At 66.6% G+C, this 26179-nt stretch carries 24 protein-coding genes and 2 tRNA genes; 11 read left to right on the forward strand and 15 right to left on the reverse strand.

What is annotated here, in order from left to right; genetic code table 11:
- The first annotated feature begins 206 nt into the window (after window positions 1–206).
- Window positions 207–1583 (forward strand): glutamine synthetase, encoded by a 1377-nt coding sequence (locus tag BWR19_12485; GenBank protein ID APX93687.1) that lies wholly within the window; start codon window positions 207–209, stop codon window positions 1581–1583.
- Window positions 1584–1663: 80 nt separating this feature from the next.
- Here the strand turns inward: BWR19_12485 and BWR19_12490 are convergent, their stop codons facing one another.
- The 13 genes from BWR19_12490 to BWR19_12550 form a co-directional block, all read right to left on the reverse strand.
- Entirely contained in the window at window positions 1664–2209 is a 546-nt protein-coding gene (locus BWR19_12490; protein APX93688.1) for a hypothetical protein, read from the reverse strand.
- 236 nt (window positions 2210–2445) lie between these two features.
- Window positions 2446–3735 carry a gamma-glutamylputrescine oxidoreductase gene (locus tag BWR19_12495; protein ID APX93689.1) on the reverse strand — a complete coding sequence of 430 codons (1290 nt, stop codon included), beginning with the start codon at window positions 3733–3735 and terminating at the stop codon, window positions 2446–2448.
- Between the two features lie 34 nt (window positions 3736–3769).
- A complete protein-coding gene (locus BWR19_12500; protein ID APX93690.1) occupies window positions 3770–4600 on the reverse strand; it encodes a putrescine ABC transporter permease PotI in 831 nt (276 codons plus the stop codon).
- A 2-nt stretch (window positions 4601–4602) separates the two neighbouring features.
- Window positions 4603–5514, reverse strand: a complete 912-nt coding sequence (locus tag BWR19_12505; GenBank protein ID APX93691.1) for a putrescine ABC transporter permease PotH — start codon at window positions 5512–5514, stop codon at window positions 4603–4605.
- A gap of 14 nt (window positions 5515–5528) precedes the next feature.
- Window positions 5529–6665, reverse strand: a complete 1137-nt coding sequence (locus BWR19_12510; protein APX93692.1) for a polyamine ABC transporter ATP-binding protein — start codon at window positions 6663–6665, stop codon at window positions 5529–5531.
- Between the two features lie 66 nt (window positions 6666–6731).
- Window positions 6732–7835 carry a spermidine/putrescine ABC transporter substrate-binding protein PotF gene (locus tag BWR19_12515; GenBank protein APX93693.1) on the reverse strand — a complete coding sequence of 368 codons (1104 nt, stop codon included), beginning with the start codon at window positions 7833–7835 and terminating at the stop codon, window positions 6732–6734.
- A gap of 124 nt (window positions 7836–7959) precedes the next feature.
- The gene (locus tag BWR19_12520; GenBank protein APX93694.1) at window positions 7960–9306 is read right to left on the reverse strand and encodes a glutamine synthetase; all 1347 of its coding nucleotides are present in this window, start codon (window positions 9304–9306) and stop codon (window positions 7960–7962) included.
- A gap of 54 nt (window positions 9307–9360) precedes the next feature.
- Window positions 9361–10650 (reverse strand): FAD-dependent oxidoreductase, encoded by a 1290-nt coding sequence (locus BWR19_12525; GenBank protein ID APX93695.1) that lies wholly within the window; start codon window positions 10648–10650, stop codon window positions 9361–9363.
- A 208-nt stretch (window positions 10651–10858) separates the two neighbouring features.
- Window positions 10859–11614 (reverse strand): molybdopterin-synthase adenylyltransferase MoeB, encoded by a 756-nt coding sequence (locus BWR19_12530; GenBank protein APX93696.1) that lies wholly within the window; start codon window positions 11612–11614, stop codon window positions 10859–10861.
- A 7-nt stretch (window positions 11615–11621) separates the two neighbouring features.
- Complete coding sequence (locus BWR19_12535; GenBank protein ID APX93697.1) at window positions 11622–12122, reverse strand: AsnC family transcriptional regulator; 501 nt, start codon at window positions 12120–12122, stop codon at window positions 11622–11624.
- A 187-nt stretch (window positions 12123–12309) separates the two neighbouring features.
- Window positions 12310–13149, reverse strand: coding sequence for a protein-(glutamine-N5) methyltransferase, release factor-specific (locus tag BWR19_12540; protein APX93698.1), 840 nt, complete (start codon window positions 13147–13149; stop codon window positions 12310–12312).
- Window positions 13149–14237 carry a peptide chain release factor 1 gene (locus BWR19_12545; protein ID APX93699.1) on the reverse strand — a complete coding sequence of 363 codons (1089 nt, stop codon included), beginning with the start codon at window positions 14235–14237 and terminating at the stop codon, window positions 13149–13151. The genes BWR19_12540 and BWR19_12545 overlap by 1 nt, the downstream gene beginning before the upstream one ends.
- A 59-nt stretch (window positions 14238–14296) precedes the next feature.
- A complete protein-coding gene (locus BWR19_12550) occupies window positions 14297–15568 on the reverse strand; it encodes a glutamyl-tRNA reductase (GenBank protein APX93700.1) in 1272 nt (423 codons plus the stop codon).
- Between the two features lie 168 nt (window positions 15569–15736).
- Between BWR19_12550 and BWR19_12555 the strand changes: the two genes are divergently transcribed.
- The 9 genes from BWR19_12555 to BWR19_12595 all read left to right on the forward strand — a co-directional run bounded on the left by BWR19_12555 (window position 15737) and on the right by BWR19_12595 (window position 22938).
- Entirely contained in the window at window positions 15737–17473 is a 1737-nt protein-coding gene (locus tag BWR19_12555; GenBank protein APX93701.1) for a hypothetical protein, read from the forward strand.
- A gap of 67 nt (window positions 17474–17540) precedes the next feature.
- Complete coding sequence (locus BWR19_12560; protein APX93702.1) at window positions 17541–18161, forward strand: lipoprotein localization factor LolB; 621 nt, start codon at window positions 17541–17543, stop codon at window positions 18159–18161.
- Complete coding sequence (locus BWR19_12565) at window positions 18154–19032, forward strand: 4-(cytidine 5'-diphospho)-2-C-methyl-D-erythritol kinase (protein APX93703.1); 879 nt, start codon at window positions 18154–18156, stop codon at window positions 19030–19032. The genes BWR19_12560 and BWR19_12565 overlap by 8 nt, the downstream gene beginning before the upstream one ends.
- Window positions 19033–19078: 46 nt before the next feature.
- Window positions 19079–19153: transfer RNA gene (locus BWR19_12570), tRNA-Gln, on the forward strand.
- An 81-nt stretch (window positions 19154–19234) separates the two neighbouring features.
- Complete coding sequence (locus BWR19_12575; GenBank protein APX93704.1) at window positions 19235–20164, forward strand: ribose-phosphate pyrophosphokinase; 930 nt, start codon at window positions 19235–19237, stop codon at window positions 20162–20164.
- A 114-nt stretch (window positions 20165–20278) separates the two neighbouring features.
- Window positions 20279–20950, forward strand: a complete 672-nt coding sequence (locus BWR19_12580) for a 50S ribosomal protein L25/general stress protein Ctc (GenBank protein APX93705.1) — start codon at window positions 20279–20281, stop codon at window positions 20948–20950.
- A gap of 108 nt (window positions 20951–21058) precedes the next feature.
- On the forward strand, window positions 21059–21643 hold the full coding sequence (locus BWR19_12585) for an aminoacyl-tRNA hydrolase (GenBank protein ID APX93706.1): 585 nt from the start codon (window positions 21059–21061) through the stop codon (window positions 21641–21643).
- 75 nt (window positions 21644–21718) lie between these two features.
- Window positions 21719–22810, forward strand: coding sequence for a redox-regulated ATPase YchF (locus BWR19_12590; GenBank protein APX93707.1), 1092 nt, complete (start codon window positions 21719–21721; stop codon window positions 22808–22810).
- 51 nt (window positions 22811–22861) lie between these two features.
- Window positions 22862–22938 (forward strand) — tRNA-Met (locus tag BWR19_12595).
- Window positions 22939–22946: 8 nt separating this feature from the next.
- Here BWR19_12595 and BWR19_12600 read toward each other — a convergent pair.
- A complete protein-coding gene (locus BWR19_12600; GenBank protein APX93708.1) occupies window positions 22947–23870 on the reverse strand; it encodes a hypothetical protein in 924 nt (307 codons plus the stop codon).
- A gap of 88 nt (window positions 23871–23958) precedes the next feature.
- Here BWR19_12600 and BWR19_12605 point away from each other — a divergent pair, with 88 nt between their 5' ends.
- A complete protein-coding gene (locus tag BWR19_12605; protein APX93709.1) occupies window positions 23959–24867 on the forward strand; it encodes a LysR family transcriptional regulator in 909 nt (302 codons plus the stop codon).
- Between the two features lie 5 nt (window positions 24868–24872).
- On the opposite strand, the gene BWR19_12610 is transcribed toward BWR19_12605, so the two are convergent.
- Entirely contained in the window at window positions 24873–26171 is a 1299-nt protein-coding gene (locus BWR19_12610) for a M18 family aminopeptidase (protein APX95015.1), read from the reverse strand.
- Window positions 26172–26179 lie beyond the last annotated feature (8 nt).

The raw sequence follows: 26179 nt of genomic DNA on the forward strand, positions 1-26179 counted from the left end.
TGCTCAACATTACATGCCAGCAAGCTCGCTGCCAACCCTGAAAAAGATGGCAGCGCAAGCTTATAAAAGCCAAAAAAAGTCGGAAAGATGGGATGTGTAGGGATATTGTCAGCGCTCGGCATGCCGAGCCAGGCCGTAAATAATTTGACAACACCCATCCCAGTCGGAAAAGATGACCCCATGCTTCCAATGATAAGGTACATCCCATGTCGGTGACTGCGTCTGCTGAGGCCGAGGCCTTTCTCGAGCGCCATCCCGATATCGACAGCGTCGACCTGTTGATCAGCGACCTCAACGGCGTGATGCGCGGCAAGCGCATTCCCCGCGACAATCTGATCAAGGCCTTCAGTGCCGGCATCAACCTCCCTGCATCGCTGTTTGCCCTCGATATCAATGGCAATACCATCGAGGAGACCGGCCTGGGGCTCTCCAGCGGCGACGGCGATCGCATCTGCCGCCCGGTGGCCGGCACCCTGATGCCGTGTCCCTGGCTGCGCAAGGGGCGCCAGGGTCAGCTGCTGATGACCATGTTCGAAGCCGACGGCAGCGGCTTCTTCGCCGATCCCCGCCAGGTCCTGCAGCGCGTCTTGCGACGCTTTGCCGATGCCGGCCTGACCCCGGTGGTGGCCGTGGAGCTGGAGTTCTACCTGGTCGATCGCAGCCGCGATGCCCAGGGCTACGCCCAGCCGCCCTGCTCGCCGGCCACCGGGGAGCGCGCCTCCCAGAGCCAGCTCTACTCGATCAACGAGCTCGACGAGTACGCCGACTTCCTGGAGGACATCCAGGCCGCCGCCGTCGCCCAGCAGCTGCCGCTGGACACCGCCTTGAAGGAGTGCGCCCCCGGGCAGTTCGAGATCAACCTGACCCACTGCGACGACGTGCTCAAGGCCTGCGACAGCTCGGTGCTGCTCAAGCGCTTGATCAAGGGCGTGGCCATCCAGCACGGCTTCGAGGCCACCTTCATGGCCAAGCCCTACGGCGACGAGGCGGGTAACGGCACCCATGTGCATATCAGCCTGGTCGATGCCCACGGCCGCAACGTGTTCGCCGCCGAGGACGATAATCCGCTGGGCACCCCGGCGCTACGCCATGCCGTGGCGGGCCTGCTGGCCCTGATGCCGGCGTCGATGGCGATCTTCGCCCCCAACATCAACTCCTTCCGGCGCTTCCAGCCCGGGCTCTACGTGCCCATGGCGCCGACCTGGGGCTACGACAATCGCTCGGTGGCGGTACGCATCCCCTCCGGCCCCAAGGCCGCCAAGCGCATCGAGCACCGCGTGGCCGGCGCCGACGTCAATCCCTACCTGCTGCTGGCCACCCTGCTGGCCTCCATCGACCACGGCCTGCGCCAGCAGCTGACGCCGCCGCCGGCGATCGAGGGCAACGCCTATGACCAGTGCGAGCCGAGCCTGACCAATAGCTGGCAGCAGGCGCTGACGCTGCTCGGCGAGGACGAGGTGCTAGCCGAGGCGCTCGGCGAGCCGTTCCTGCACGTCTACCTGGCCAACCGCCAGGCCGAGCGCGACCAGGCGATGCAGGCGGTTAGCCAGCTCGAATACGACTGGTACCTGCGCCAGGTCTAGGTTCGTCCGAGCAGTGGCCAACCCAAACGACACCGCCCGCGCCGATTGGCGCGGGCGGTATTGCGTAGCAGGGTTTCCTCTTAGCCTTCGCGGACTTTCCACTGCGGCACCCCATCCTGCATCAGCACCTGATTGCCTTGGGGCGCCTCCTCGAGGCGAACGCTGTAGACGCGATCCTCGAAACGATACTCGACGTCGTAACCCTCATGCTCATCGCGGGTATCGACCACGGTATTGCACTGCCGCTGGGTAGTGGTCCGGCCCTGGTTGGCCTCGACTCGGCCCTGGACTTCGCGGCCGGCCAGACCGCCGCCGACGGCGCCGGCCACGGTAGCCAGTTTCTTGCCGCTGCCGCCGCCGACCTGATTACCCAGCACGCCGCCGACCACCGCGCCGGCAGCGGTGCCGAGCAGACGGTTGGGGTCGCGGCTCGGCGCCTGCTGATGCACCACCACGTCTTCGCAGACCTCACGGGGGATCTCGACGCTGCGGGTCACCGCGTCGACGTTCAAGATGTCGGCGTAGGTCGGTTCACGGTCGAAGGTCTGCACCTGATAGGCGCCTACCGCCAGGCCGCCCAGGCCCAGCACCGCCAAGGTCGACCCGATCACGATTGACTTGTTCATCTCTGCCTCCTGATGTCTCTCGACTTGGCGTTGGCCGGACCGCCATGGCGGCCCGGAAAAAGTTCCAGGTCGTCGACTCCGGGCAATGTGCCGCCGGCTGGCTCGCTTCCTGCAAGCGCTGGCCGGCGCGATGCGATAGTCAGAGTATAGTTCGTGAACGCTGTTCGACAGCCGTTCTGGCGGGGTTCAACAATGCTTTCATAATCCCCATGGGGCGTCGCTCGATGGCGACAAGACTAGACACCGAAACGATCGCGCAGCGAGTAATACCACGCCCCCAGCGCCGACAGCGGCACCCGCAGCAGGCGCCCGCCGGGGAACGGCAGATGCGGCAGGCCGGCGAAGGCGTCGAAGCGCTCGCTCTCGCCTTCGATGACCTCGGCGATCAAGCGCCCGGCCAGGTGGCTGCAGGTCACACCGTGACCGGAGTAGCCCTGGGCGTAGTAGACATTGGCGTTGAGCCGGCCGAACTGCGGCAGGCGATTGAGCGTCATCAGGAAATTGCCGCTCCAGGCGTAGTCGATCTTGACGTCGCCGAGCTCGGGAAAGGTCTTGAGCAACTTGGGGCGGATCACCGCCTCGATGCTGGCGGGGTCCTGGCCGCCGTAGCTGACGCCGCCGCCATACAGCAGCCGGCCGTCGCCGGTCAGGCGATAGTAGTCGAGCAGGTAGTTGCAGTCCTCCACCGCCATGTCGTTGGGCAGCAGCGCCCGGCCACGCTCGCCGAGGGGCTCGGTGGTGACGATCTGGGTGCCGCAGGGCATCGACTTGCCTTCCAGCTCGGGTACCACGCCCTGCAGGTAGGCGTTGCCGGCCAGCACCACGCGCTCGGCTACCACCGAGCCTTCGGGAGTACGCAGCCGCACCGGCTCGCCGTGGGTGAGCTCGAGCAGCGGCGACTGTTCGAAGATCCTGCCGCCCAGCGCCTCCAAGGCCGCCGCCTGGCCGAGCACCAGATTGAGCGGATGCAGATGGCCGCCGGAGTGGTCGACCAGCGCCCCGACGTAGCGCTCGCTGCTCACCTCGCGCTTGAGCGCCTCGCCCTCGAGCAGCTCCAGCTCGCGGTTGCCGTAGCGCTGCCACAGCGCCTGGTGCTCGCGCAGCCCCTCCATCTGGCGGGCGTTACAGGCGGCGAACAGGTTACCGTTCTTGAGATCGCAGTCGATGGCGTACTGCTCGATGCGCGAGCGGATGATGCGGTTGCCCTCGAAGGCCATGTCGCCCAGGGCGCGGGCGGTGTCGAGGCCGTACTTGGCCTCGATGACGTCCATGTCACGGCTGTAGCTGTTGACGATCTGTCCGCCGTTGCGACCCGAGGCGCCAAACCCCACCCGCGCCGCCTCCAGCACCACCACCTTGTAGCCGCGCTCGGCGAGATGCAGCGCCGACGAGATGCCGGTGAAGCCGGCACCGACCACGCACACGTCGCAGCTCATCTCACCGCTGAGGCTGGGCCGCTCGGGGCCGGCATTGGCCGTGGCAGCATAGTAGGACGCCACGTGCGGAGTGGCAGGCGTCTGGGTCATGAGTCATCTCCAAATCGTGTATTGTCGCATGGCATCAGCCGGCGTCCTGCTGCGCCATGGCCATGCGCCGCTTGTTCTCACTGCGGCGCATGAAGTACCAGGCCAGGAAGGTCGCCAGCGACACCGTGAGGATGATCAGGGTGGCCAGGGCGTTGATCTTCGGCGAGACGCCCATGCGCACCGAGGAGAACACCACCATCGGCAGGGTACTGGCGCCGGGGCCGGAGACGAAGCTGGCGATCACCAGGTCGTCCAGCGACAGGGTGAACGCCAGCAGCCAGCCGGCGGCCAGCGCCGGGGCGATCATCGGCAGGGTGATCTGGAAGAACGTCTTGAGCGGCGGTGAGCCCAGATCCAGCGCCGCCTCCTCGATCGATAGGTCGACCTCGCGCAGCCGCGAGGCCACTACCACCGCCACATAGGCGCTGCAGAAGGTGGTATGGGCGATCCAGATGGTGACCATGCCGCGGTCCGCCGGCCAGCCGATCATCTGCGCCATATGCACGAACAGCAGCAGCAGCGACAGGCCGGTGATCACCTCGGGCATTACCAGCGGCGCGGTGACCATGCTCGACAGCGCGGTCTTGCCGCGAAAGCGCGTGAAGCGGGTCATGACGAAGGCCGCCATGGTCCCCAGGCACACCGCCATGGTCGCCGAGAAGAAGGCGATGCGCAGGCTGGTCCACACCGCCGCCAGGATCTGGCGATCGCGGAACAGCTCGATGTACCAGCGCCCCGAGAACCCGGCCCACACCGTCACCAGCCGCGACGAGTTGAACGAGTAGAACACCAGGATCGCCATCGGCAGGTACAGGAACAGCAGTCCCGCGATCAGCATCAGCGTGGTAAAGGATGGCTTCTTCATGGTCACTCCTTCAGCTCACGGCTCTGGTAACGGTGGAACAGCGCAATCGGGATGATCAGGATCGCCAGCATCACCATCGCCAGCGCCGAGGCCACCGGCCAGTCGCGGTTGTGGAAGAACTCCTCCCACAGCACCTTGCCGATCATCACCGTGTTGGGGCCGCCCAGCAGTTCGGGTATCACGTACTCACCCACCGCGGGGATGAACACCAGCATCGAGCCGGCGATGATGCCGCCCTTGGAGAGCGGCAGGGTCACCTTGAGGAAGGTATTGATCTTGCGCGAACCGAGGTCAGAGGCCGCCTCCAGCAGCGAGCCGTCGAGCCGCGACAGGTTGGCGTAGAGCGGCAGGATCATGAACGGCAGGTAGGCGTAGACGATGCCCAGGATCACCGCGAAGTTGGTGTTCATCATGCGGATCGGCGAGTCGATCAGCCCCAGCCACAGTAGGCCGTTGTTGATCAGACCGTTGTTGCTGAGAATGCCCATCCAGGCGTAGACGCGGATCAGGAACGAGGTCCACGACGGCAGCATCACCAGCAGCAGCAGCACCAGCTGCCAGCGCGCCGGCGCCCGCGCCATGGCATAGGCCATCGGGTAGCCGATCAGCAGGCACAGCAGCGTCGAGAAGAAGGCGATCTTCACCGAGCCCCAGTAGGCGGCGATATACAGGGTATCGGTGGTCAGGAACAGATAGTTGCCGAAGTTCAAGGCGATATTCAGCGTCTCGGCGCTGTAGTCGAGTATCGCCCCGTAGGGCGGCACCGAGATCGCCGCCTCGGAGAGGCTGATCTTGAGCACGATGCCGAACGGCAGCAGGAAGAATAGCGTCAGCCACAGCAGTGGCGCTGCGATCACCCAGCCGCGGCCGGGGCGCAGCGCGCGCGGCAGGCGCGCCAGCGGGGAAAGCTTCATGGCTCGCTCCTCACTCAGTCGCGCAGCACCACGGCGCTGCGGTCGTCCCAGTGGATGTAGACGGTATCGTCCCAGGTGGGGCGCTCGCCGCGGCGTTCGGTATTGGCCAGGCTGACCTTGACCAGATGCCCCTGCTCGGTACGCACGAAGTACACCGAAAAACCGCCCAGGTAGGCGATATCCTCGACCTTGCCCGCCGCCCAGTTGTAGTCGCCGCTGGGCCGCTCACGGCTGAGTCCGGTCTTTTCCGGGCGGATCGCCGCCCACACCCGGCGGTTGTCGGCCTCGGTGCTGACGCCGTGGCTGATGTAGATCTGGCGCCCCAGCTGAGGGCTGTCGATCACGCAGTGGTCCGCCTCATCGGCGACGATGTCGCCCTCGAACAGGTTCACGGTGCCGACGAACTCGGCCACCATGCGGCTGGCCGGGCTCTCGTAGACGTCCATCGGCGAGCCGACCTGGGCGATCCAGCCGTCGGCCATGATCGCCACCCGGTCGGCCATGGTCATGGCCTCCTCCTGGTCGTGGGTGACCATGATGCAGGTCACCCCGACCCGCTCGAGGATCTCCACCACCTCGAGCTGCATCTCGGTGCGCAGCTTCTTGTCCAGCGCGCCCATGGGTTCGTCGAGCAGCAGCAGCTTGGGCCGCTTGGCCAGCGAGCGCGCCAGCGCCACGCGCTGGCGCTGGCCGCCGGACAGCTGATGCGGCTTGCGCTTGGCGAAGCGCTCCATGTGCACCATCTTGAGCATTTCGGCCACGCGCGCGTCGATCTCCTGGCGCGGCAGCTTGTCCTGCTTTAGGCCGAAAGCGATGTTCTGCGCCACCGTCATGTGCGGAAACAGCGCATAGGACTGGAACATCATGTTGATCGGGCGCTCATAGGGCGCCATCTTGGTGATGTCCTCACCGTCGAGCAGGATCTGGCCTTCGCTGGGCTTTTCGAACCCTGCCAGCATGCGCAGCAGCGTCGACTTACCCGACCCCGAGCCGCCGAGCAGCGCGAAAATCTCGCCGCGGTGGATGCTCAGGTTGACGTCGTCCACCGCCAGCGCGCCGTCGAAGCGCTTGCTGATGCGGCGTATCTCGACCAGGGCGTCCTTGCCGAGACGCCGTTGATGGGCCTGCTCCAGGCTCCGGGATTGCGGCATCGTTGAGCCCCCGAATAAGATCACGAAAGAAATGCGGCCGGCCCGGAGGCCGACCGCAGGCCGGGCTTATTGGCCGGACTTGACGCGGTTCCAGATCCGCGTGCGCATGCGCTGGACGGCGAGCGGCTTCTCTTCCGCCACGTAGAGGTTGTCCATCACATCCTGGTCGGGGTAGACCGCTGGATCGTTGAGGATCTCGGGGTCGAGGTACTCGTTGGCGGCCAGGTTGGGGTTGGCGTAGACCACGTACTCGGTGATCGCGGCGGCGATCTCCGGCTCGAGGATGAAGTTGATGAAGGCGTGGGCGTTCTCAGGATTCGGTGCGTCGGCGGGAATCGCCATCATGTCGAACCACAGCGCCGCGCCCTCCTTGGGAATGCTGTACTCGATGGTGAAGTCGCGACCCGCCTCGGCGGCACGGTCGGCGGCCTGGAAGATATCGCCGGAGTAGCCGGCGGCCACGCAGATATCGCCGTTGGCCAGGTCCGAGATATACCGCGAGGAGTGGAAGTAGGTGATGTTGTCGCGCACCGCGGCGATCAGTTCACCGGCAGCCTCGAGGTCCTCGCTCTCTTCGGAGAGCGGCGACAGGCCCAGGTAGGCCATGGCCGGTGATAGCATCTCGTCGCCGGAGTCGAGCATCGAGATGCCGCAGCCGCCCTGGTTGAGGGCGGTGGTGATCTCGGGGTCGAAGATCAGCGCCCAGGAATCCAGCGGCGCATCGTCGCCGAGGATCTCGGTCACCCGCTCGAGGTTGTAGCCGATGCCGTTGGTGCCCCACATGTAGGGAATCGAGTACTGGCTGCCCGGATCGACATACTCCAGGTCATCCATCAGGTCGGGGTTGAGGTTGGCCATGTTGGGGATCTGGTCGTGGTCCAGCTCCATGTACACGCCGGCACTGATCTGACGCGTCAGATAGTGGTTGGAGGGCACCACCACGTCGTAGCCGGAGCGCCCCGAGAGCAGCGCGGCTTCCAGCACCTCGTTGCTGTCGTAGACGTCGTAGACGACCTCGATCCCGGTCTCCTCGGTAAAGCGCTCGAGGGTGTCCTCGGCGATATAGTCCGACCAGTTGTAGACCCGCACTTCATTGGCCTGGGCCGCCACGGCCGTAAGCCCCAGGGTGGCAGCGGCAACCGCTACCGACAGCGTGTGATATCGAAACATCGTGGCACCTCGTTCTTCGGATTGTTGTCGTCAGCCTCAGCGGCTGGCACCTGGCTAGCGTATCCGGAGCCCCCGGGAGGGTCGTCAACGCTGGGTTTCACTTACTGCTCGATGATCGGCATGCTCATACGCTCAACAGCAGGAACTCGCGCTCCCAGGAGCTGATGACGCGCTTGAAATTCTCGTTCTCGACCCGCTTCACCGCCACGTAGCCCTGCACGAACTTGCGGCCCATGTACTCCTCCAGCTCCTGGCAGTGCTCCATGCGCTCCAGCGCCTGCTCGAGAGTGAACGGCAGGCGCAGGTTGCGCCGCTCGAAGGCACGCCCCTTGACCGGTGCGCTGGGAGCGATCTGCTTGATCATGCCCATGTAGCCACACAGCAGGCTGGCGGCGATCGCCAGATAGACGTTGGCGTCGGCGCCGGGCAGGCGGTTCTCGACCCGCCGATTGTGCGGCGAACTATCCGGCACGCGCAGCCCGCAGGTGCGGTTCTCCTCGCCCCACTCGACGTTGACCGGCGCCGAGGTGTCGGGCAGGAAGCGGCGGAACGAGTTGACGTTGGGCGCCATCAGCGGCAGCGCCTCGGGGATGTACTTCTGCAGGCCCCCGACATGCCACAGGAACAGGTCGCTGTGGGTGCCGTCGGCGTTGGCGAACACGCTCTCGCCGCTGGCGATGTCGAGTACGCTCTGGTGCAGGTGCATGGCACTGCCCGGCTCGTTGGTCACCGGCTTGGCCATGAAAGTCGCCGCCACGTCGTGCTTGAGCGCCGCCTCGCGCAGGGTGCGCTTGAACAGGAACACCTGGTCGGCCAGCACCAGCGGGTCGCCGTGACGGAAGTTGATCTCCATCTGCGCGGTGCCCTCTTCGTGGATCAGGGTATCGATATCCAGCCCCTGCTCCTCGCACCAGTCGTACATGTCCTCGAACAGCGGATCGAACTCGTTGGCGGCGTCGATGGAGAACGACTGGCGGCCGGTTTCCTGGCGCCCGCTGCGACCGATCGGCGGCTGCAGCGGCAGGTCCGGGTCCTCGCAGCGCTTGGTCAGGTAGAACTCCATCTCCGGCGCCACCACCGGCTGCCAACCCTGGTCGGCGTAGAGCCTGAGGATCTTCTTGAGCTGGTTGCGCGGCGACAGCTCGATGGGGTTGCCCTGCTTGTCGAAGCAGTCGTGGATCACCTGGGCGGTGGGCTCCAGCGCCCAGGGCACCGGATAGGCGGCGCTGATGTCGGGCTTGCAGATCATGTCGATGTCGGCGGGGTCGAGCAGCGAATAGTAGATGTCGTCCTCGACGTAGTCGCCGGTCACGGTCTGCAGCAGCACGCTCTCGGGTAGACGCATGCCCTTCTCGCCGACGAACTTGGAGACCGGCGCGATCTTGCCGCGGGCGATACCGGTGATGTCACTGACCAGGCACTCGACCTCGGTGATGCGTCGCTCTTTCAGCCAGCTTTCCAGATCTTTCATGGGAACCTCTTGGTGGCTACCGCCCGACGGGCCGGTAGACGAAGCGTAGTGCTTTCATAGCCTGTCGCGCAGCTTGTAGTACTGGGTGGCCAGCACCAGCAATGGCGTGCGCAGACGCCGTCCGCCGGGGAAGCGACGGTGCGGCATGGCGGCGAAAATATCGAAGCGCTCATGCTGGCCGGCGATGGTGTCGGCCAGCAGCTGGCCGGCCAGGCCGGCCAGGGCCATGCCGTGACCGGAATAGCCCTGGGCGTAATAGAGATTGGTGTCGAGGCGCCCGAAATCCGGCGCGCGATTGAGGGTAATCGCCACGTCGCCGCCCCAGCGGTACTCGATGGGCACCCCGGCCAGCACCGGGAACAGCCGCGCGATCTTGGCATCGATACGCGCCTCGAGCCCGGGTGGCTCGCGGCCGTTGTAGCTCACCTCGCCGCCGTAGATCAGCCGCCGGTCGCCGGACAGCCGGTAGTAGTCGAGCACGAAGTTGGCGTCGGACAGGGCGTCGTTGTGGGGCAGCACCTGGGCGACCTGGGCCTCGCTGAGCGGTGCGGTGGCGATCATGTAGTTGGCGGCCGGCATGATGCGGCCGTCGAGCTCGGCGACCAGGCCGCGCAGATAGGCGTTGGTGGCCACCACCAGGCTCTCGGCGATCACCACGCCCTGGGGGGTGGCGACGCGCACCGGTGCGCCGCGCTGGATCTCCAGCGCCGGGGTGTGTGGATAGAATTCCGCCCCGGCCTGCTCTGCGGCACGCGCCAGGCCCAGGGTATAGTTGAGCGGGTGTAGATGACCGGCCTCGCTCTCGAACAGCGCCCCGGGGTAGGCGTCGCTGACCACGCGCTCACGCAGGGCATCGCCCTCCAGCCAGCTCAGCGCCTGGTAGTCGTAGTCGCGGGCCAGGCGGTCGCGGAAGTCCTGGAGTTCGCGCACGTGGCGCGGCTTGACCGCGGCGTGGAGATAGCCCCAGGCCAGATCGCAGGGGATCGCATGGCGCTCGACCAGCGCCGCGGTCAGGCGGACCGCCTCGCGGCTCATTTCCCAGATCTCGCGGGCCCGCGGCCGCCCCAGCGCCTTCTCCACGGTGGCGATGTCGGTGCCCAGGCCGGGCAGGATCTGCCCGCCGCTGCGCCCCGAGGCGCCAAAGCCTATCTCACCGGCTTCCAGCACCGCTACCGAATAGCCGCGCTCGGCCAGGTGCAGCGCCGTGGAGCAGCCGGTCACCCCGGCGCCGATCACGCACACGTCGACGCGGCGCTCGCCGGTAAGCGGCAAGCTCGCGTCGGGACGCACGTTGACGCTGTCACGGTAGTAGGATGCGGGGGCCTCGAAGGTCGGCTCGGCCATGCGAAATTCCTTGTCGTGCGAATCGTGTCGCCGGTTATTGTTGTTGAATTCTTTCACCACCCGAAGGCAAAACCTTGCCTCCTGATGCTAAGCATGGCCTACAGTCTGCCATCACACCACCAAGGCATGTCAAGTATTCAATAACGACAGACGTGGAATGGTCGATCACATGCAGTGTCATACCGCACGGGAACGGGCGGGGTCCGGCTCAGCGCACCGCACAGGCCGCACAGCCGGGATCGCGGGGCACCTTGAAGTGGCGCCACTCGCCGCGCAGACCGTCGAAGGTGGAGAGTCCCCGATGCACGTCGCCGGCGCCGCTCAGCAGCTTGACCGCCTCGAGGGCCTGGAAGGTGCCGATCACGCCGACCAGCGGTGCCACGACGCCGTTTTCGGCACAGCGCAGCGCGTCATCGGCCTCGCCTGCGTCTCCGGGCGGGTACAGGCAGGCGTAGCAGGGGCTCATGGGATCGCGCGGGTCGAACACCGCCAACTGACCGGAGAAGCGGATCGCCGCCCCGGAAATCAGCGGCCTACCCGCCGCCAGCGAGGCGCGGTTGATGGCGTAGCGGCTGGAGAAGCGGTCGGTACAGTCGATCACCAGATCACACTCGGCCACCGCCCGCGCCAGCGCCTCGCCGTCGAGATGCTCGGTGAGCACCTCGATACGGCAGCCGGGGTTCAGCGCCTGGGCAGACTCAGCGGCGGACTGGGCCTTGTTGCGGCCCAGGTCATGCATGCCGTGAGCGATCTGGCGCTGCAGGTTGGAGAGTTCCACCACATCCGCGTCGGCCAGGGTCAAGCGGCCAACGCCGGCGGCAGCCAGGTAGAGCGCCACCGGCGACCCCAGGCCACCGGCGCCGATCACCAGGGCGTGACTGGCCAGCAGTCGCTCCTGGCCGGCGATCTCGATCGGCTCGAGCATGATCTGGCGGCTATAGCGCAGCAGCGCCTCGTCGTTCATGGTGGCATCACTTATCACTGAGTTCCTCGATATCCGGCACGTGCAGGGAGAACTCCTCCTTGACCTCCTCCATCACCACGTAGCTCTTCGACTCCTTGACCCCGGGCAGGGTCAACACCACGTCGCCGAGCAGCTGGCGGTAGGCGGACATTTCAGGAATCCGGCACTTGAGGATATAGTCGAACTGCCCCGACACCAGGTGACACTCCTGGATCTGCGGCAGTTTGCTCACCGCGCGACGGAACTCGTCGAATACCGCCGGCGACTGGGTCTCGAGACTGATCTCGACGAACACCAGCAGGTTGGCCTTGAGCGCCTTGGGGTCGAGCACCGCCTTGTAGCCGCGGATGATGCCCGAGCGCTCGAGGCGCTTGACCCGCTCCAGGCAGGGCGTAGTGGAGAGCCCCACCTGAGCGGCCAGGTCGACGTAGGAGATACGTGCATTGTCCTGCAGGCAGCGCAGGATCTTGAGGTCGATACGGTCCAGCGAACGTGTCTTGGCTTTCATTATCGTATGCTATCCGGCCAATGGCAGTTGAGTTGGCACTTGCCAGCAATATCCACTGTTAAAATTAGAATAACAAGAAATAAACAGCAGCATATGGTGCTTTTGCCAGCGATCGAGAGCATGCAGCGGCATACCCACCCATTACTATTACCACAGTCGCCGATCGGCGCTCCAGCCAACCCTCGACTCAGCCGTCAACGCAGCCCAGGCTGACCCGCTCGCGCCCGCCGAGATCGTCGAGGGTCTCGACCTGCCGGTAGCCCGCGCCGTTGAGCGCCGACCGCACCGCCTCGCCCTGGGCCATGCCGTGCTCCAGCAGCAGCCAGCCGCCGGGAAGCAGGTGCTCGCGGGCCGTGTCGATCAGCCACGTCAGGTCGGCCATGCCGGCCGCCGCCGCCACCAGCGCCGAGTGCGGCTCGAAGCGCACGTCACCCTGAGACAGATGCGGATCGTCGGCAGCGAGATAGGGCGGATTGGCGACGATCAAGGCGAAACGCTGGCCGGCCAGCGCCGCGAACCAGTCGCTCTGGCAAAAGCGTGCATTGGCGATCGCCAGGCGCTCGGCGTTGGCGCGGGCCAGCGCCACGGCGCCGGGCTCGCGATCCACGCCCACCGCTTGCCAGCCGGGGCGTTCGCTGGCAAAGGCCAGGGCGATGGCGCCCGACCCGGTGCCCAGGTCGAGCAGCGACCCGCTGTCTGCCGTGGCCCTGTCCAGCGCCGCCTCTACCAGGCGCTCTGTATCCGGTCGCGGGATCAGGGTAGCCGGTGAGGTGGCCAGGGGCAGCCCCCAGAACTCGCGCTCGCCGGTCAGGTAGGCCACCGGCCAGCCACCGGCACGCAGCGCCAGCAGCGCCTCGAAGCGCGCCCGCGACCAGGCATCGATATCGCGATCACCCCAGGTGTAGAGCCAGGTACGGTCTCGCTCGAGCACGTGGCACAGCAGCACCTCGGCGTCGAGCCGCGGGCTCGGCGAGCCGCTATCCGCCAGCCGCTGGGCGGCGCGCGCCGCCAGTGCGTCGATGCGCATCACGCCTCCTGCAGGGCGGCCAGCTGCTCAGCCTGGTACTCGTGAATCAGCGGCTCGATCACCTCGTCGAGCTGCTCGCCGCTGACCACCTCGCCCAGCTTGTAGAGGGTCAGGTTGATGCGATGGTCGGTGATCCGCCCCTGGGGGAAGTTATAGGTGCGGATACGCTCGCTGCGATCGCCGGAACCGACCAGCGAGCGCCGCGCGTCGGCCTGCTGCTGGCGCTGGCTGTCCACCGCGCTCTGCTTGAGCCGTGCGGCCAGCAGCGACATCGCCTTGGCGCGGTTCTTGTGCTGGCTGCGCTCCTCCTGACACTCCACCACCACGCCGCTGGGCAGGTGGGTGATACGGATCGCCGAGTCGGTGGTGTTGACGTGCTGACCGCCGGCGCCGCTGGAGCGGAAGGTGTCGACGCGCAGGTCGCTGGGGTTGATGTCGATATCGCCCACCGCATCGGCCTCGGGCATCACCGCCACGGTGCAGGCCGAGGTGTGGATGCGCCCCTGGGACTCGGTGGCCGGCACCCGCTGCACGCGGTGCGCGCCGGACTCGAACTTGAGCCGCGCATAGACGCCGTCGCCCTTGACCCGCGAGATGATCTCCTTGTAGCCGCCCTGCTCGCCGTGGCTGGCGCTGACCACCTCGACGCGCCAGCCGCGCTTTTCGGCGTAGCGCGAATACATGCGAAACAGGTCACCGGCGAACAGCGCCGCCTCATCGCCGCCGGTGCCGGCGCGCACTTCGAGGAATACGCTGCGCCCGTCGTCGGGATCCTTGGGCACCAGCAGCCGCTTGAGCTCCTCCTCCAGCGCGGCGAGCCGCTCGCGGCCCTCGGCCAACTCCAGCTCGGCCAGCTCGCGCATCTCGGGGTCGCTATCGCCGGTCAGCTGCTCGGCGCCCTCGACGTCGGCCTCCACGCTACGGTATTGGCGCCAGGTCGTGACCAGGTCATCGAGCTCGGCATACTCCATCGAGTAGTCGCGAAAGCGCTTCTGGTCACCGATCACCTCGGGTTCGGCCAACAGGGCGGAGAGCTCCTCGAACCGTTCATGGAAGGATTCCAGACGCTGGCGCAGTGTGGCTTTCATTGACGATCCTGTAGTGGTGAAACGAAGCGCCCGGCGCTGCCGGGTCGGGCTTGGGCCGGCTAGGCGTCCTGGGACGGCGCCGAGGGGTCGATCAGCAGCGCCTCGGCGGCGGCGACGACGTCATGCCGCTCGGCACCGGAGGCCTCGCGCAGGCGCAGGGTGGGGCCGTGCATCAGACGGTTGGCGAGCTGACTGGCCAAGCGCGACACCACCCGCTGCGGGTCCTCACCCTTGGCCAGCTGGGCCAGTGCCTGGGCCTCGGCCTCGGCGCGGATGCCCTCACCCTGCTCGCGGTAGCGGCGAATCAGCTGGCCGGCACCGCGCACCCGCCGCTCGTGCTGCCAACTGCCTACGCCATGTTCGATCAGCGACTCGGCCTGATCGGCGGCCACCTGGCGGTGACGGCGATTCTCCTCGATGACCTCGTGGAGATCGTCGACGGTGTACAGGAAGATGTCCGACAGCTCGCCGACCTGTGGCTCGATATCCCGGGGCACGGCGATATCGACCATGAAGATCGGTCGATGACGGCGCTTTTTCAGCGCCCGCTCGACCATGCCCTTGCCGAGAATCGGCAGCGGCGCGGCGGTCGAGGAGATCACGATATCGGCGCGCTCCAGGGCGTGGGGGATCTCGTTGAGGGTGATCGCGGTGCCACCGAACTCACTGGCCAAGCGCTCGGCGCGCTCGCGGGTGCGATTGGCCACCACCAGCTCGCGCACGCCGGCCTCGTGCAGGTGGCGGGCCACCAGTTCGATGGTCTCCCCGGCGCCGATCAGCAGCGCGCGGGAGTGGGAGAAGTCATCGAAGATATGGCTGGCCATGCTCACCGCGGCGTAGGCCACCGACACCGGATTCTCGCCGATACCGGTCTCGGTGCGCACCTGCTTGGCCACCGCGAAGGTGTGCTGGAACAGCCGCTCCAGCTCGCCCCCCAGCCCGCGATGCTGGCGCGCTGCCTGGTAGGCGTCCTTGAGCTGGCCAAGAATCTGCGGCTCGCCGAGCACCATCGAGTCGAGCCCGACGGCCACCCGCATCAGGTGGCGCGCGGCGTCGTGGTCGAGATAGTGATAGGCGCAGCGCGACAGATCCTCGACACCCAGGCCGTGGAAACGGCCCAACCAGTCGAGAATCCGGCCTTCGCCTTCACTGTCGGTGACGCAGTAGAGCTCGGTGCGGTTACAGGTGGATAGCACCGCCGCCTCCGCAATCCCCGGCAAGGCGCGCAGCTCAGCGAGCGCCGCCTCCAGCTGCGCGGGCGTGAATGCCACCTGCTCGCGGACCTCCACGGCAGCGGTCTTATGATTGATTCCAAGGGCCAGAAGCGTCATGCAGTCAGCGTCTTCGCTAGGGGGAACGGCGAACTCGTCACGGTCAAACCTGTCCATTAAGACAGCGCATTCTACCACAGCCCGAGACGCGGGCACTCCCCGAGATGGCTTTGCTGCCGACTCGCAAGGCGTTTATGCTGAGCCCTCGGCTCTGGAAGCGAGATCATCATGCCAGCACGATTACCCCTCACCGCTGTGACGGCCGCTGCAACGCTGCTGTTGGCCGCCTGCCAGAGTACTGCGGTGACGCCTTTCGCCGAGCAGGATGATCCCATGGCCTCGGCGCCACCCATCGAGCGCGGGCTGGATGGCGAAGGCCTGGCCGCGCTGTTGACCGCGGAATTCGCCGGCCAGCGCGGCGACTACCGCACCGCCAGCCAAGGCTTCCTGGCCATGGCCGAGCGCTATCAGTCGGTTGCGCTGATCGAGCGCGCCGCCCTCGCCGCGCGCTTCAGCGACGATCCCGCGCTGTTCGAGACCACGGCACGGCGCTGGCGCGAGCTGGCGCCGGAGGCCGAAGCCCCGGCACGACTGCTCTCAGGGCTCGCCATGCAGCGCGGCGACTGGCAGGACGGCCTCGAGCAACGCCTGTCACTGGCCAGACGCGGCGGCCACGCCGAGCTGACCAACTTCGTCGAGCAGGCCATCGACGCCGGCGCCAACCTGCCGCCGCTGCTCGACCTGATGCTCGAGCATCTCGAGGTCGTCGACACCTCGCGCACCCAGCATCACGATGCGGTGCTGGCCACGGCCCTGCTCGAGGCGGCAAGCGGCCAGCCCAACCGCGCCCAGCGGCGCCTCGACAGCCTCGACGACAGCCACGCCGAGCTCCCGGAGCTGTGGCTGACCCGTGCCCGCCTGGCCCTCGACCGCGGCGATGCCGCTGCCGCCCGCGACGCCTCGCAGCGCGGCCTGGAGATCTCGCCGGACGATGGCCGTTTCATCCTGATGCTGGCGCAGAGCGAACTGATGCTGGGCAACGTCGAAGCCGCCGAAGCCCAGACCGACGCCCTGCTCGAGCGCCACGGTGCCAGTGACGACCTGCGCCTGGCGCTGGCCCAGCTGTATCTCGACGAGGACTACCCTGAGCCGGCGCGGCGGCTGCTGCTGCCGCTGGTCAGCGGCGACGACACCCCGTCGCTGGCCTTCACCCTGCTCGGCGCCATCGCCGAAGAGGAGGGCGAGGTCGACAACGCCCTGCTCTACTACCGTCAAGTTCCCCCCGGCGAGCACTTCCTCCAGGCGCGACTGTTCGCCGCCCGCATGCTGATGGATGACGAGCGCCTGCCCGATGCTCGCGCCTTCCTGCGCATCGAGCGCCTGCGCCACGACGACGAGGCCGCCAGCCTCGCCGCCCTGGAGGTCGAACTGCTCGACCAGCGCGGTCTCGACGCCGACGCCGACGAGCTGCTCGAACAGCAGCTCGAGGCGACTCCCGACAGCGACGAGCTGCTCTATCTGCGTGCCATGCGCGCCTTCAACGACGGCGACCTGGAGGCCATGGAGCGCGATCTGCGGCGCATCATCGACAACGACCCCAACCATGCCATGGCCCTCAACGCGCTGGGCTACACCCTGGTGGATCTCACCGAGCGCACCGCAGAGGGCATGGCACTGGTCGAGCGGGCCTATCAGCTGGCACCGGACAACCCGGCGATCCTCGACAGCATGGGCTGGGGCTATCATCGCCTCGGCGACGACGAGCGCGCCCTACCCTATCTGGAGCGCGCCTATGCCCGCATGCCCGACCAGGAGATCGCCGCCCACCTTGCCGAGGTGCTGTGGGAACTGGGTCGTGAAGAAGAGGCCCGCGACGTGATCCGCGAAGCCTATGCCCGTTTTGACGATCGCCCGGTGGTCGACGAGCTCCTCGAGCGTCGCCCCGAGCTGTCCCCCGAGCCCTAACCCGGCATCTCAGCCTGCATCGTCAGTGATCCGTGTCAGTCAATCGACCAAAGGAAGCCCCCCGATAATGAAGCCCAACCAGACAGTGACGTCGCTGGCACTGATACTCACCCTGTTGATCCTGGCTGGCTGCGCCACGCGCGCCCCGGATCCCGACGCCCTCGCCGAACGCGGCGAGTGGGGCGAGCAGCGCAGCGCCGTGGAAGCGCTGGAGCGCTGGCGACTGGCCGGCCGGGTCGGCATCCGCGCGCCCGGCGATTCGACCACCGCCAACCTCGACTGGCTGCAGCGCCCTCACTATTACCGCCTGCTGCTGAGCGGGCCGTTCGGCGCCGGCACCAGCATTCTCGAAGGCCGCGACGGCCAGGTCAGCCTGACCACCAACCAGGGCCGTTTCGAGGCCGAGAGCCCCGAGGCGCTGATGGAAGAGCAGCTCGGCTGGGCGCTGCCGGTATCGGCCCTCGACCACTGGGTGCGTGGCCTGCCCGACCCCGACAGCCGCCACGACCTGGACCACGACGACCAGGGCTTTCCAGAGCTGCTGCGCCAGGACGGCTGGGAGATCGAGTACCGCGACTGGATCGACACCGAGACGCTGTGGCTGCCGCGCCGGCTGATCATGACCTTCGACGAGATTCGCGTGACCCTGGTGGTCAACGAGTGGCGGCTGGAGGAGAGCGGTGAGTGAGGCCAGCGAGCTGGTACTACCGGCACCGGCCAAGCTCAACCGCATGCTGCACATCACCGGACGGCGCGCCGACGGCTATCATGAGCTGCAGACGCTGTTCCAGTTCCTCGACCACGGCGACGAGCTGCGCTTTCGCTGCCGCGAGGACGGCGCGATCCACCTGAGCCCTGCACTAGCCGGGGTGGCCGATCGCGACAACCTGATCGTGCGCGCCGCCCGGCTATTGCAGCGCGACAGCGGCTGCGCGCTGGGCGCCGATATCCACCTCGACAAGCGCCTGCCGCTGGGCGGCGGCCTGGGCGGCGGCAGCTCGGACGCCGCGACCACCCTGCTGGCACTCGACCGCCTGTGGGGGCTGGATCTCGGTGAGCAGCGCCTGGCCGCTCTTGGCCTGACACTGGGAGCCGACGTGCCGGTGTTCGTGCGCGGCCGCGCCGCCTGGGCCGAGGGCATCGGCGAACGGCTCACCCCGGTCGAGCTGGACACGCCCTGGTTCGTGGTGATTCATCCCGGCGTAGCGGTCTCGACCCCGGCGGTGTTCCAGGCCCCGCAATTGACACGCAACACCCCCCCCATTAGTATGGCGCGCGCACTGCAGGGGGCGGCAACGTGGCGCAATGACTGCGAAACCACGGTGCGCACGCTGTATCCCGAGGTTGCCCGCGCCATCGACTGGCTCGCGGGCCAGGCACCGACCATGCTGACCGGTACCGGCGCCTGCCTCTTCGCCCGATTGACGAGCGAAACGCAAGCCGATAGCATTTTGCGGCGAATACGCCATGACTGGCAGGCCTTCAAGGCTCGTGGTCATAACGTTTCTCCCCTTCATGCGGCACTGGGATATTATACAGGCAGCGCGACTGCCTCCTGATGGCCCGACGCGTCGTGCTGACGCGGGGAGCAAGCGGAAAGGTTGCTGGGGTATAGCCAAGTGGTAAGGCACCGGTTTTTGGTATCGGCATTCCCAGGTTCGAATCCTGGTACCCCAGCCATTCCCTCCTATCTCCCAGGCCAGATGCATCCCTGAACGAGACCCAAGACTCCCCAAAAGGTGGCTGCGCGTGTCAAAACTGATGGTTTTCGCCGGGAATGCCAATCCCGAACTCGCCCGCAAGATTGCCGAAGGACTCGATAACCGCCTCGGCCATGCGACGGTCGGCCAGTTCAGCGATGGTGAAATCGCGGTCGAAATCAATGAGAACGTGCGCGGCAAGGATGTCTTCATCCTGCAGTCCACCTGCGCGCCGACCAACGACAACCTGATGGAACTGATCCTGATGGTGGATGCCCTGCGGCGCGCCTCGGCGGCACGCATCACCGCGGTGGTGCCCTATTTCGGCTACGCTCGCCAGGATCGCCGGGTACGCTCCGCCCGCGTGCCGATCTCGGCCAAGGTGGTCGCCGACATGATGGTCAAGGCCGGCGTCGACCGGGTCATGACCATGGACCTGCACGCCGACCAGATCCAGGGCTTCTTCGACGTGCCGGTGGACAACGTCTACGGCTCGCCGATCCTGCTCGACGACATCGAGCGCCAGAATTACGACGACCTGGTGGTGGTCTCGCCGGACGTGGGCGGCGTGGTCCGCGCCCGGGCCATCGCCAAGCAGCTCAATGCCGATCTCGCCATCATCGACAAGCGTCGCCCCCAGGCCAACCAGGCCCAGGTGATGCACATCATCGGCGAGATCCAGGACCGCACCTGCGTGGTGGTGGACGACATGATCGATACCGCCGGCACCCTGTGCAAGGCCGGCGAAGCGCTCAAGCAGCACGGCGCTCGCCGCGTGGTGGCCTACGCCACTCACCCGATCCTATCGGGCCCGGCGGTGGACAACATCATGGGCTCGGTGCTCGACGAAGTCGTGGTCGCCGATACCATCCCGCTGTCCGAAACCGCCCGCCGCAGCGGCAAGATCCGCCAGCTGTCGGTGGCCGGCCTGATCGCCGAAGCGATCCGCCGGGTCAGCAACGAAGAATCCGTCAGCGCGATGTTCCACTGACAGCCGTCACGGCACAGCGCGCGGATACGTGCCCGGCACCGCCGGGCTCCGAGGGCGCCACTCGTCTGGTCGCGGGCAGTGGCGTTCTCTTGATTAACCATGAGGTTATACCCAATGTCAGATTTCACTCTTACTGCCAGCGTTCGTAACGACCTGGGGAAAGGTGCGAGCCGCCGCCTGCGTCGTGCGAACCAGCAGGTGCCGGCCATCATCTACGGTGGTGAAGCGGCGCCTGAGTCCATCGCGGTGGACAAGACCGCCTTCTACAAGGCGATCGAAGACGAGTCGTTCTTCTCCTCGCTGATCAATCTCGAGGTGGAAGGCAAGTCGCAGCAGGTCGTGGTGCGTGACCTTCAGCGTCACCCCTACAAGCCGCTGGTCACCCACGCCGACTTCATGCGTGTCGATGCCACCCACGAGATCACCCTCAACGTGCCGTTGCACGTGGTCGGTGAAGACCAGTGCGCGGCGATCAAGGACCAGGACGGCGAGCTCCACGTGCTCAACAACGAAGTGGAAATCAGCTGCCTGCCCAAGGACCTGCCGGAGTACCTGGAGATCGACATCACCGACGTCGAGCTGGGCACTACCCTGCACCTGTCCGACCTCAAGGTACCGGCCGGCGTGACCGTCGTCGCCCTGACCCACGGCGAGGATCACGACAACGCCATCGTCAGCATCACCAAGGCCAAGGTGCGCGTCGAGGAAGACGACGAAGCACCGGAAGCCCCGGAAGCGCCTGAAACCAAAGGTGACAGCGCTGAAGACGAGGACAAGTCCGAGTAATCGGATCGCGTCCGGGACACCCTCCCTCGAGGGTGTCCCCGTGAGGTACGATCAAGCGCTTCGGCGCTTGATTTTTTTTGCCTGCACTGTTCAAGGAGGACCCGCGACATGCCTCAGGTCAAGGCGCTCATCGGACTCGGCAATCCCGGTGACAAGTACACGGAGACGCGCCATAACGCCGGCGCCTGGCTGGTCGAGGCGCTCGCCAAGGACCACCACACGCCGCTGCGTGCCGAACGCAAGTTCCTCGGCTACTACGCCAAGGTCGTGCTCGCCGGCCACGAACTGCACCTGCTCAACCCGCAAACCTACATGAACCGCAGCGGGGGCGCCGTCGCGGCGCTGTGCCAGTTCTTCAAGATCGCCCCGGACGAGCTACTGGTAGCCCATGACGAGCTCGACATCGCCCCCGGCACCGCGCGCTACAAGAGCGGCGGCGGCCACGGGGGACATAACGGCCTGCGCGATATCATCAGCGCACTGGGCAACGACAAATCGTTCCACCGCCTGCGCATCGGCATCGGCCACCCCGGCGAAGCCGGCCAGGTGGTCAACTACGTGCTGGGGCGTCCCGGCAAGGCCGAGCGCAGCGCCATCGACGCCGCCCTCGGCGAAATCGAAGCCACCCTGCCCGACGCCATCAGCGGCGACTGGGCCCGGGCCATGAATCGGCTGCACAGCTTCAAGGGCTGAATGCTGGGCGCTCCTGCCAGCTTGCCGTAGAATACCGGCCAATCGTCACTTTCGAACACTTTTCAGGATGCTCCAATGGGTTTCAACTGCGGTATCGTCGGCCTGCCCAACGTCGGCAAGTCCACCCTCTTCAACGCACTGACCAAGTCCGGTATCGACGCCGAGAACTTCCCATTCTGCACCATCGAGCCCAACGTCGGTATCGTGCCGATGCCCGATCCGCGCCTCGACAAGCTGGCGGCGATCGTCAAACCGCAGAAGGTGCTGCCCACCACCATGGAGTTCGTCGATATCGCCGGCCTGGTGGCCGGTGCCTCCAAGGGCGAGGGCCTCGGCAACAAGTTCCTGGCCAATATCCGCGAGACCCAGGCCATTGCCCACGTGGTGCGCTGCTTCGACAACGACAACGTCATCCACGTCGCCAATCAGATCGACCCGCGCAACGACATCGAGACCATCAACCTCGAGCTGGCGCTGGCCGACCTGGATACCGTCGAGCGCGCCATTCAGCGCCTGACCAAAATCGCCAAGGGCGGCGACAAGGACGCCATCGCCACCAAGGCAATTCTCGACCGCATCCAGCCGCACCTTGCCGAAGGCCTGCCGCTGAGAAGCGTCGGCCTCGATAGCGACGAGAAGAGACAGCTCAAGAGTTTCGGCTTCTTGACCCTCAAGCCGACCATGTACATCGCCAACGTCAACGAAGATGGCTTCGAGGCCAACCCCTACCTCGACGTGGTGCGCGAGATCGCCGCCGAGGAAAACGCCGTGGTGGTGCCGGTATGCAACCAGATCGAGGCCGAGATCGCCGAGCTGGATGACGAGGAGCGCGCCATGTTCCTCGACGAGATGGGCATGGACGAGCCCGGCCTCGACCGCGTGATCCGTGCCGGCTATGCGCTGCTCGACCTGCAGACCTACTTCACCGCCGGGGTCAAGGAAGTCCGCGCCTGGACGGTGAAGGTCGGCGCCACCGCCCCGGAGGCGGCCGGCGTGATCCATACCGACTTCCAGAAGGGCTTCATTCGCGCCGAGGTGATCGGCTACGACGACTACGTCGAACTGGGCGGCGAGCAGGGCGCCAAGGACGCCGGCAAGTGGCGCCTGGAGGGCAAGGAGTACGTGGTCAAGGACGGCGACGTGATCCACTTCCGCTTCAATGTCTAAGCAGAAAATGATTGACGGATCATGCCCTTACCCGTATGATTCGCCCCCGTTGGCTACGTAGCTCAGCTGGTTAGAGCACATCACTCATAATGATGGGGTCCCCTGTTCGAATCAGGGCGTAGCCACCACGAATCGATTACCCCGCTGCTCCGGCAGCGGGGTTTTTCGTATGCGTCGGACTCAGGCGACACAGTGCGATCACCACCCCCAGCAGGGCGACCAGCATGCCCAGCAGGCCGTGGCGCCCCGGCAGCTCGCCGAACATCAGCGCTGCCCATACCAGGGTGACCGGCGGCGTCAGGTAGACCAGCGTCGAGGTCTGGGTCACCCCCAGTCGCCGCAGGCAGGCCACGAAAAAGCCATAGCCGCCGAGGCTCGAGAGCACGATCAGCCAGGCGATGGCACTCAGGGTAATGCCGTCCAGCACCGGCAGCGCCAGCCGCCCCTGGCCGGCGATCAGCGCCGCCAGGGTGAAGATCAGGGTGGCTGCCCACAGCTGCACCGTCAGCGTCGCCGCCATCGGCAGCGGCGTGGCGCGGCGCACGCTGAGAAAACTGCCCAGGGTCACCGAGACCACCGAGAGTAGCGGCAGCGTATAGGCCCAGAGCGGCGCCGCCTGGGCGCCGTTGATATCGTCGACGACGCACACCGCCACCCCGAGGGTCGCCAGCAGCATGCCCAGCCAACCCTGGACGCCGAGGCGCTCCCCCAGCCAGCGTCCGGCCAGCGCCGCGGCCAGCAGCGGCTGCAGCGCCGCCACCAGTGCCGTCAGCCCGGTGCTGACGCCGAACTGCAGGGCCAGGATCACCCCCAGCAGGTAGCCGCCCATGGTCAGCGCACCGATACCGGCCTCGGCCAGTAGCGCCGCGGTCGGCAGCCGCTGGCGCCGGGTACAGCACCACAAGAGCCCGGTGATCAGGCTGGCGAACAGGAAGCGCCAGGCGAACAGCGCCAGAATCGGCATCGATGCGCCCATCGCCAGTCGGCCGCCGACGAAGCCGGAACTCCAGCACACCACGAAGCCGATGGCGCAGACCAAGGAAATCAGCGCGGGGGGCATATGCAGGGCCTCTCTCGGTGAATGGGCCTTGATCCTGCGCCCCGCCAGGGCTTTAATAAATCGAAATCACCTTGATGGAGCCTTCAACATGCCTGAAGTCTTGGCAGCCACGCTGGACCTCGAACTGCTGCGCAGCTTCCACGCCGCGGCCAGGCTCGGTTCGCTGGCGGCGGCCGCCGAGGAGCGACACCGCACCCTGGGTGCCATCAGCATGCAGATCAAGCGCCTGGAGCAGGCATTGGGGGCACGGCTTCTGGAGCGCGGCCCCAGAGGCGTAACGCCCACCGCCACCGGCGAGGCGCTGCTCCAGGAGTCACGCGAGCTGCTGCGCCTGCACGATGCGATGCTGTCCCGTTTCACCGGACGCAGGCTGGCGGGCAAGATCAAGCTCGGCCTCCCCGAGGACTACGCCAGGGAGCTGCTCACCGGTGTCCTACCAGAATTCATGGCCCACCACCCCGATGTGCTGCTGGAGGCGGTGACCGCCACCAGCGGTGAGCTGGCGCGCCAGCTCACTCGCTCCCAGCTATCGTTGGCGGTGGTACTAGACCGCCCTCACCGTCTGCCCGACGGCGAGCCGCTGTGGCAAACCTCACCGGTGTGGGCCGGCCCGCGCAGCGGGGATCTCACCCAGCGCCCCAGCGTGCCGCTGGCACTGCATGAGGTGGACTGCCCCTACCGCGAGCTCGCTACCCAGTCGCTGGAGGCGGCCGGCACCGCCTGGCATGCGGTGTTCACCAGCACCAGCATTCATGCGGTGGAAACGGCCGTCGAGGCGGGGCTGGCGATCAGCGTCATCGACCGCGAGCGGCTGACACCGGCGATGCGCGAGCTGGGCGCCGACGAGGGGTTACCGCCGCTGCGCCCCTGCGAAGCGAGCCTGCACATGGCACAGCATATCGAGGCGGCCTCGCGCCCGGCCGTGGAGGCGCTCGCGGCGCTACTGCGCGAGCGCCTGAAGGCGCGCGGCCCATGGCGGGCCCTGCCGCTGACGTGAGGGGATCAGTACAGCGTAGGGCGATTGACGAACGCCTTGAGGGCGCGGATCAGATGCGCCACATCGCGGCTGCCGGCGGTCTCACGAATCGAGTGCATGCCCCACTGGGCGACGCCCACGTCCAGCGTCGGCACGCCGAGCTCGGTGGCGGTAAGCGGACCGATGGTACTGCCGCAGCCCATGTCGGCGCGGGTCACGAAGGTCTGTACCGGCACCCCGACCTCGCGGCACAGCTCGCGGAACATCGCCGCGGTGGCGCTGTTGGTGGCATAGCGCTGGTTGGCATTGACCTTGATCACCGGCCCGCCGTTGATCGCCGGGCCGTGGGCGGCATCGTGCTTGTCGGCGAAATTGGGATGCAGCGCATGGGCGTTGTCGCAGGAGATCATCCGCGATGCCTGTATCAGCCGGACGAACGACTCTTCACCCGGCGTGCCGAGCTGCTCGCAGACCCGGCGCAGCACGTCGGCCAGGAACGGCCCCTGCGCGCCGCAGGCACTGGCACTGCCGACTTCTTCATGGTCGTTGGCCACCAGCACGGCGCCCTGGCGACCGTCAGAGTCGAGCAGCGCCTCTAGCCCGATGAAACACGACAGCAGGTTGTCGAGGCGGGCACTGGCGATCAGCTCGCCGTTGACACCGACCCGCGCCGGCGGCTGGGTATCATAGAGCGCCAGTTCGAAATCCAGCACCTCGGCCTTCTCCAGGCCATGCTGCTCGTAGAGCCAGCGACCCAGCAGCGGCGCCAGCCCAGGTTCTTCGGCGCCCTGCATCACTACCGGCGCCATCTGGGTCTGCGGGTTGATGGCGCGGCCGTTATTGGCCTCGCGGTCGAGATGGATCGCCAGACTCGGCACGATCGCCACCGGCCGCTCGACGTTGAGCAACACCCCCTGCAGGCGCCCATCTTCACGGCGAAGGTGGACGCGGCCAGCGAGCCCCAGGTCGCGATCGAACCACGGCGCCAGCAGCGCCCCGCCGTATACTTCCACCCCAAGTTGCAGCCAGCCCTGCTGTTGCAGCGCCGCATGGGGCTTTAGACGCAGCCCCGGGCTGTCGGTGTGCGCACCGATCATGCGCAGCGCGCTGAGCGGCTCGCTGGGGAGCTGCAGGGCGATGATCGAGGAGTCGTTGCGGGTCACATAGACCCGCTCTCCGGGGCTGAGCTGCCAGGCCTGTGTCTCTTCAAGGCGACGGTAGCCGGCACGCTCAAGACGCCGCGCCATATTGGTCGTGGCGTGCCATGGCGTCGGAGATGCTTGCAGAAAGGACAACAATCGTTCCAATGTAGGGTCGTGGGGCATGATCATCC

Origin of the sequence: Halomonas sp. 1513 (genome assembly GCA_001971685.1) — a bacterium.
GTDB lineage: Bacteria > Pseudomonadota > Gammaproteobacteria > Pseudomonadales > Halomonadaceae > Franzmannia.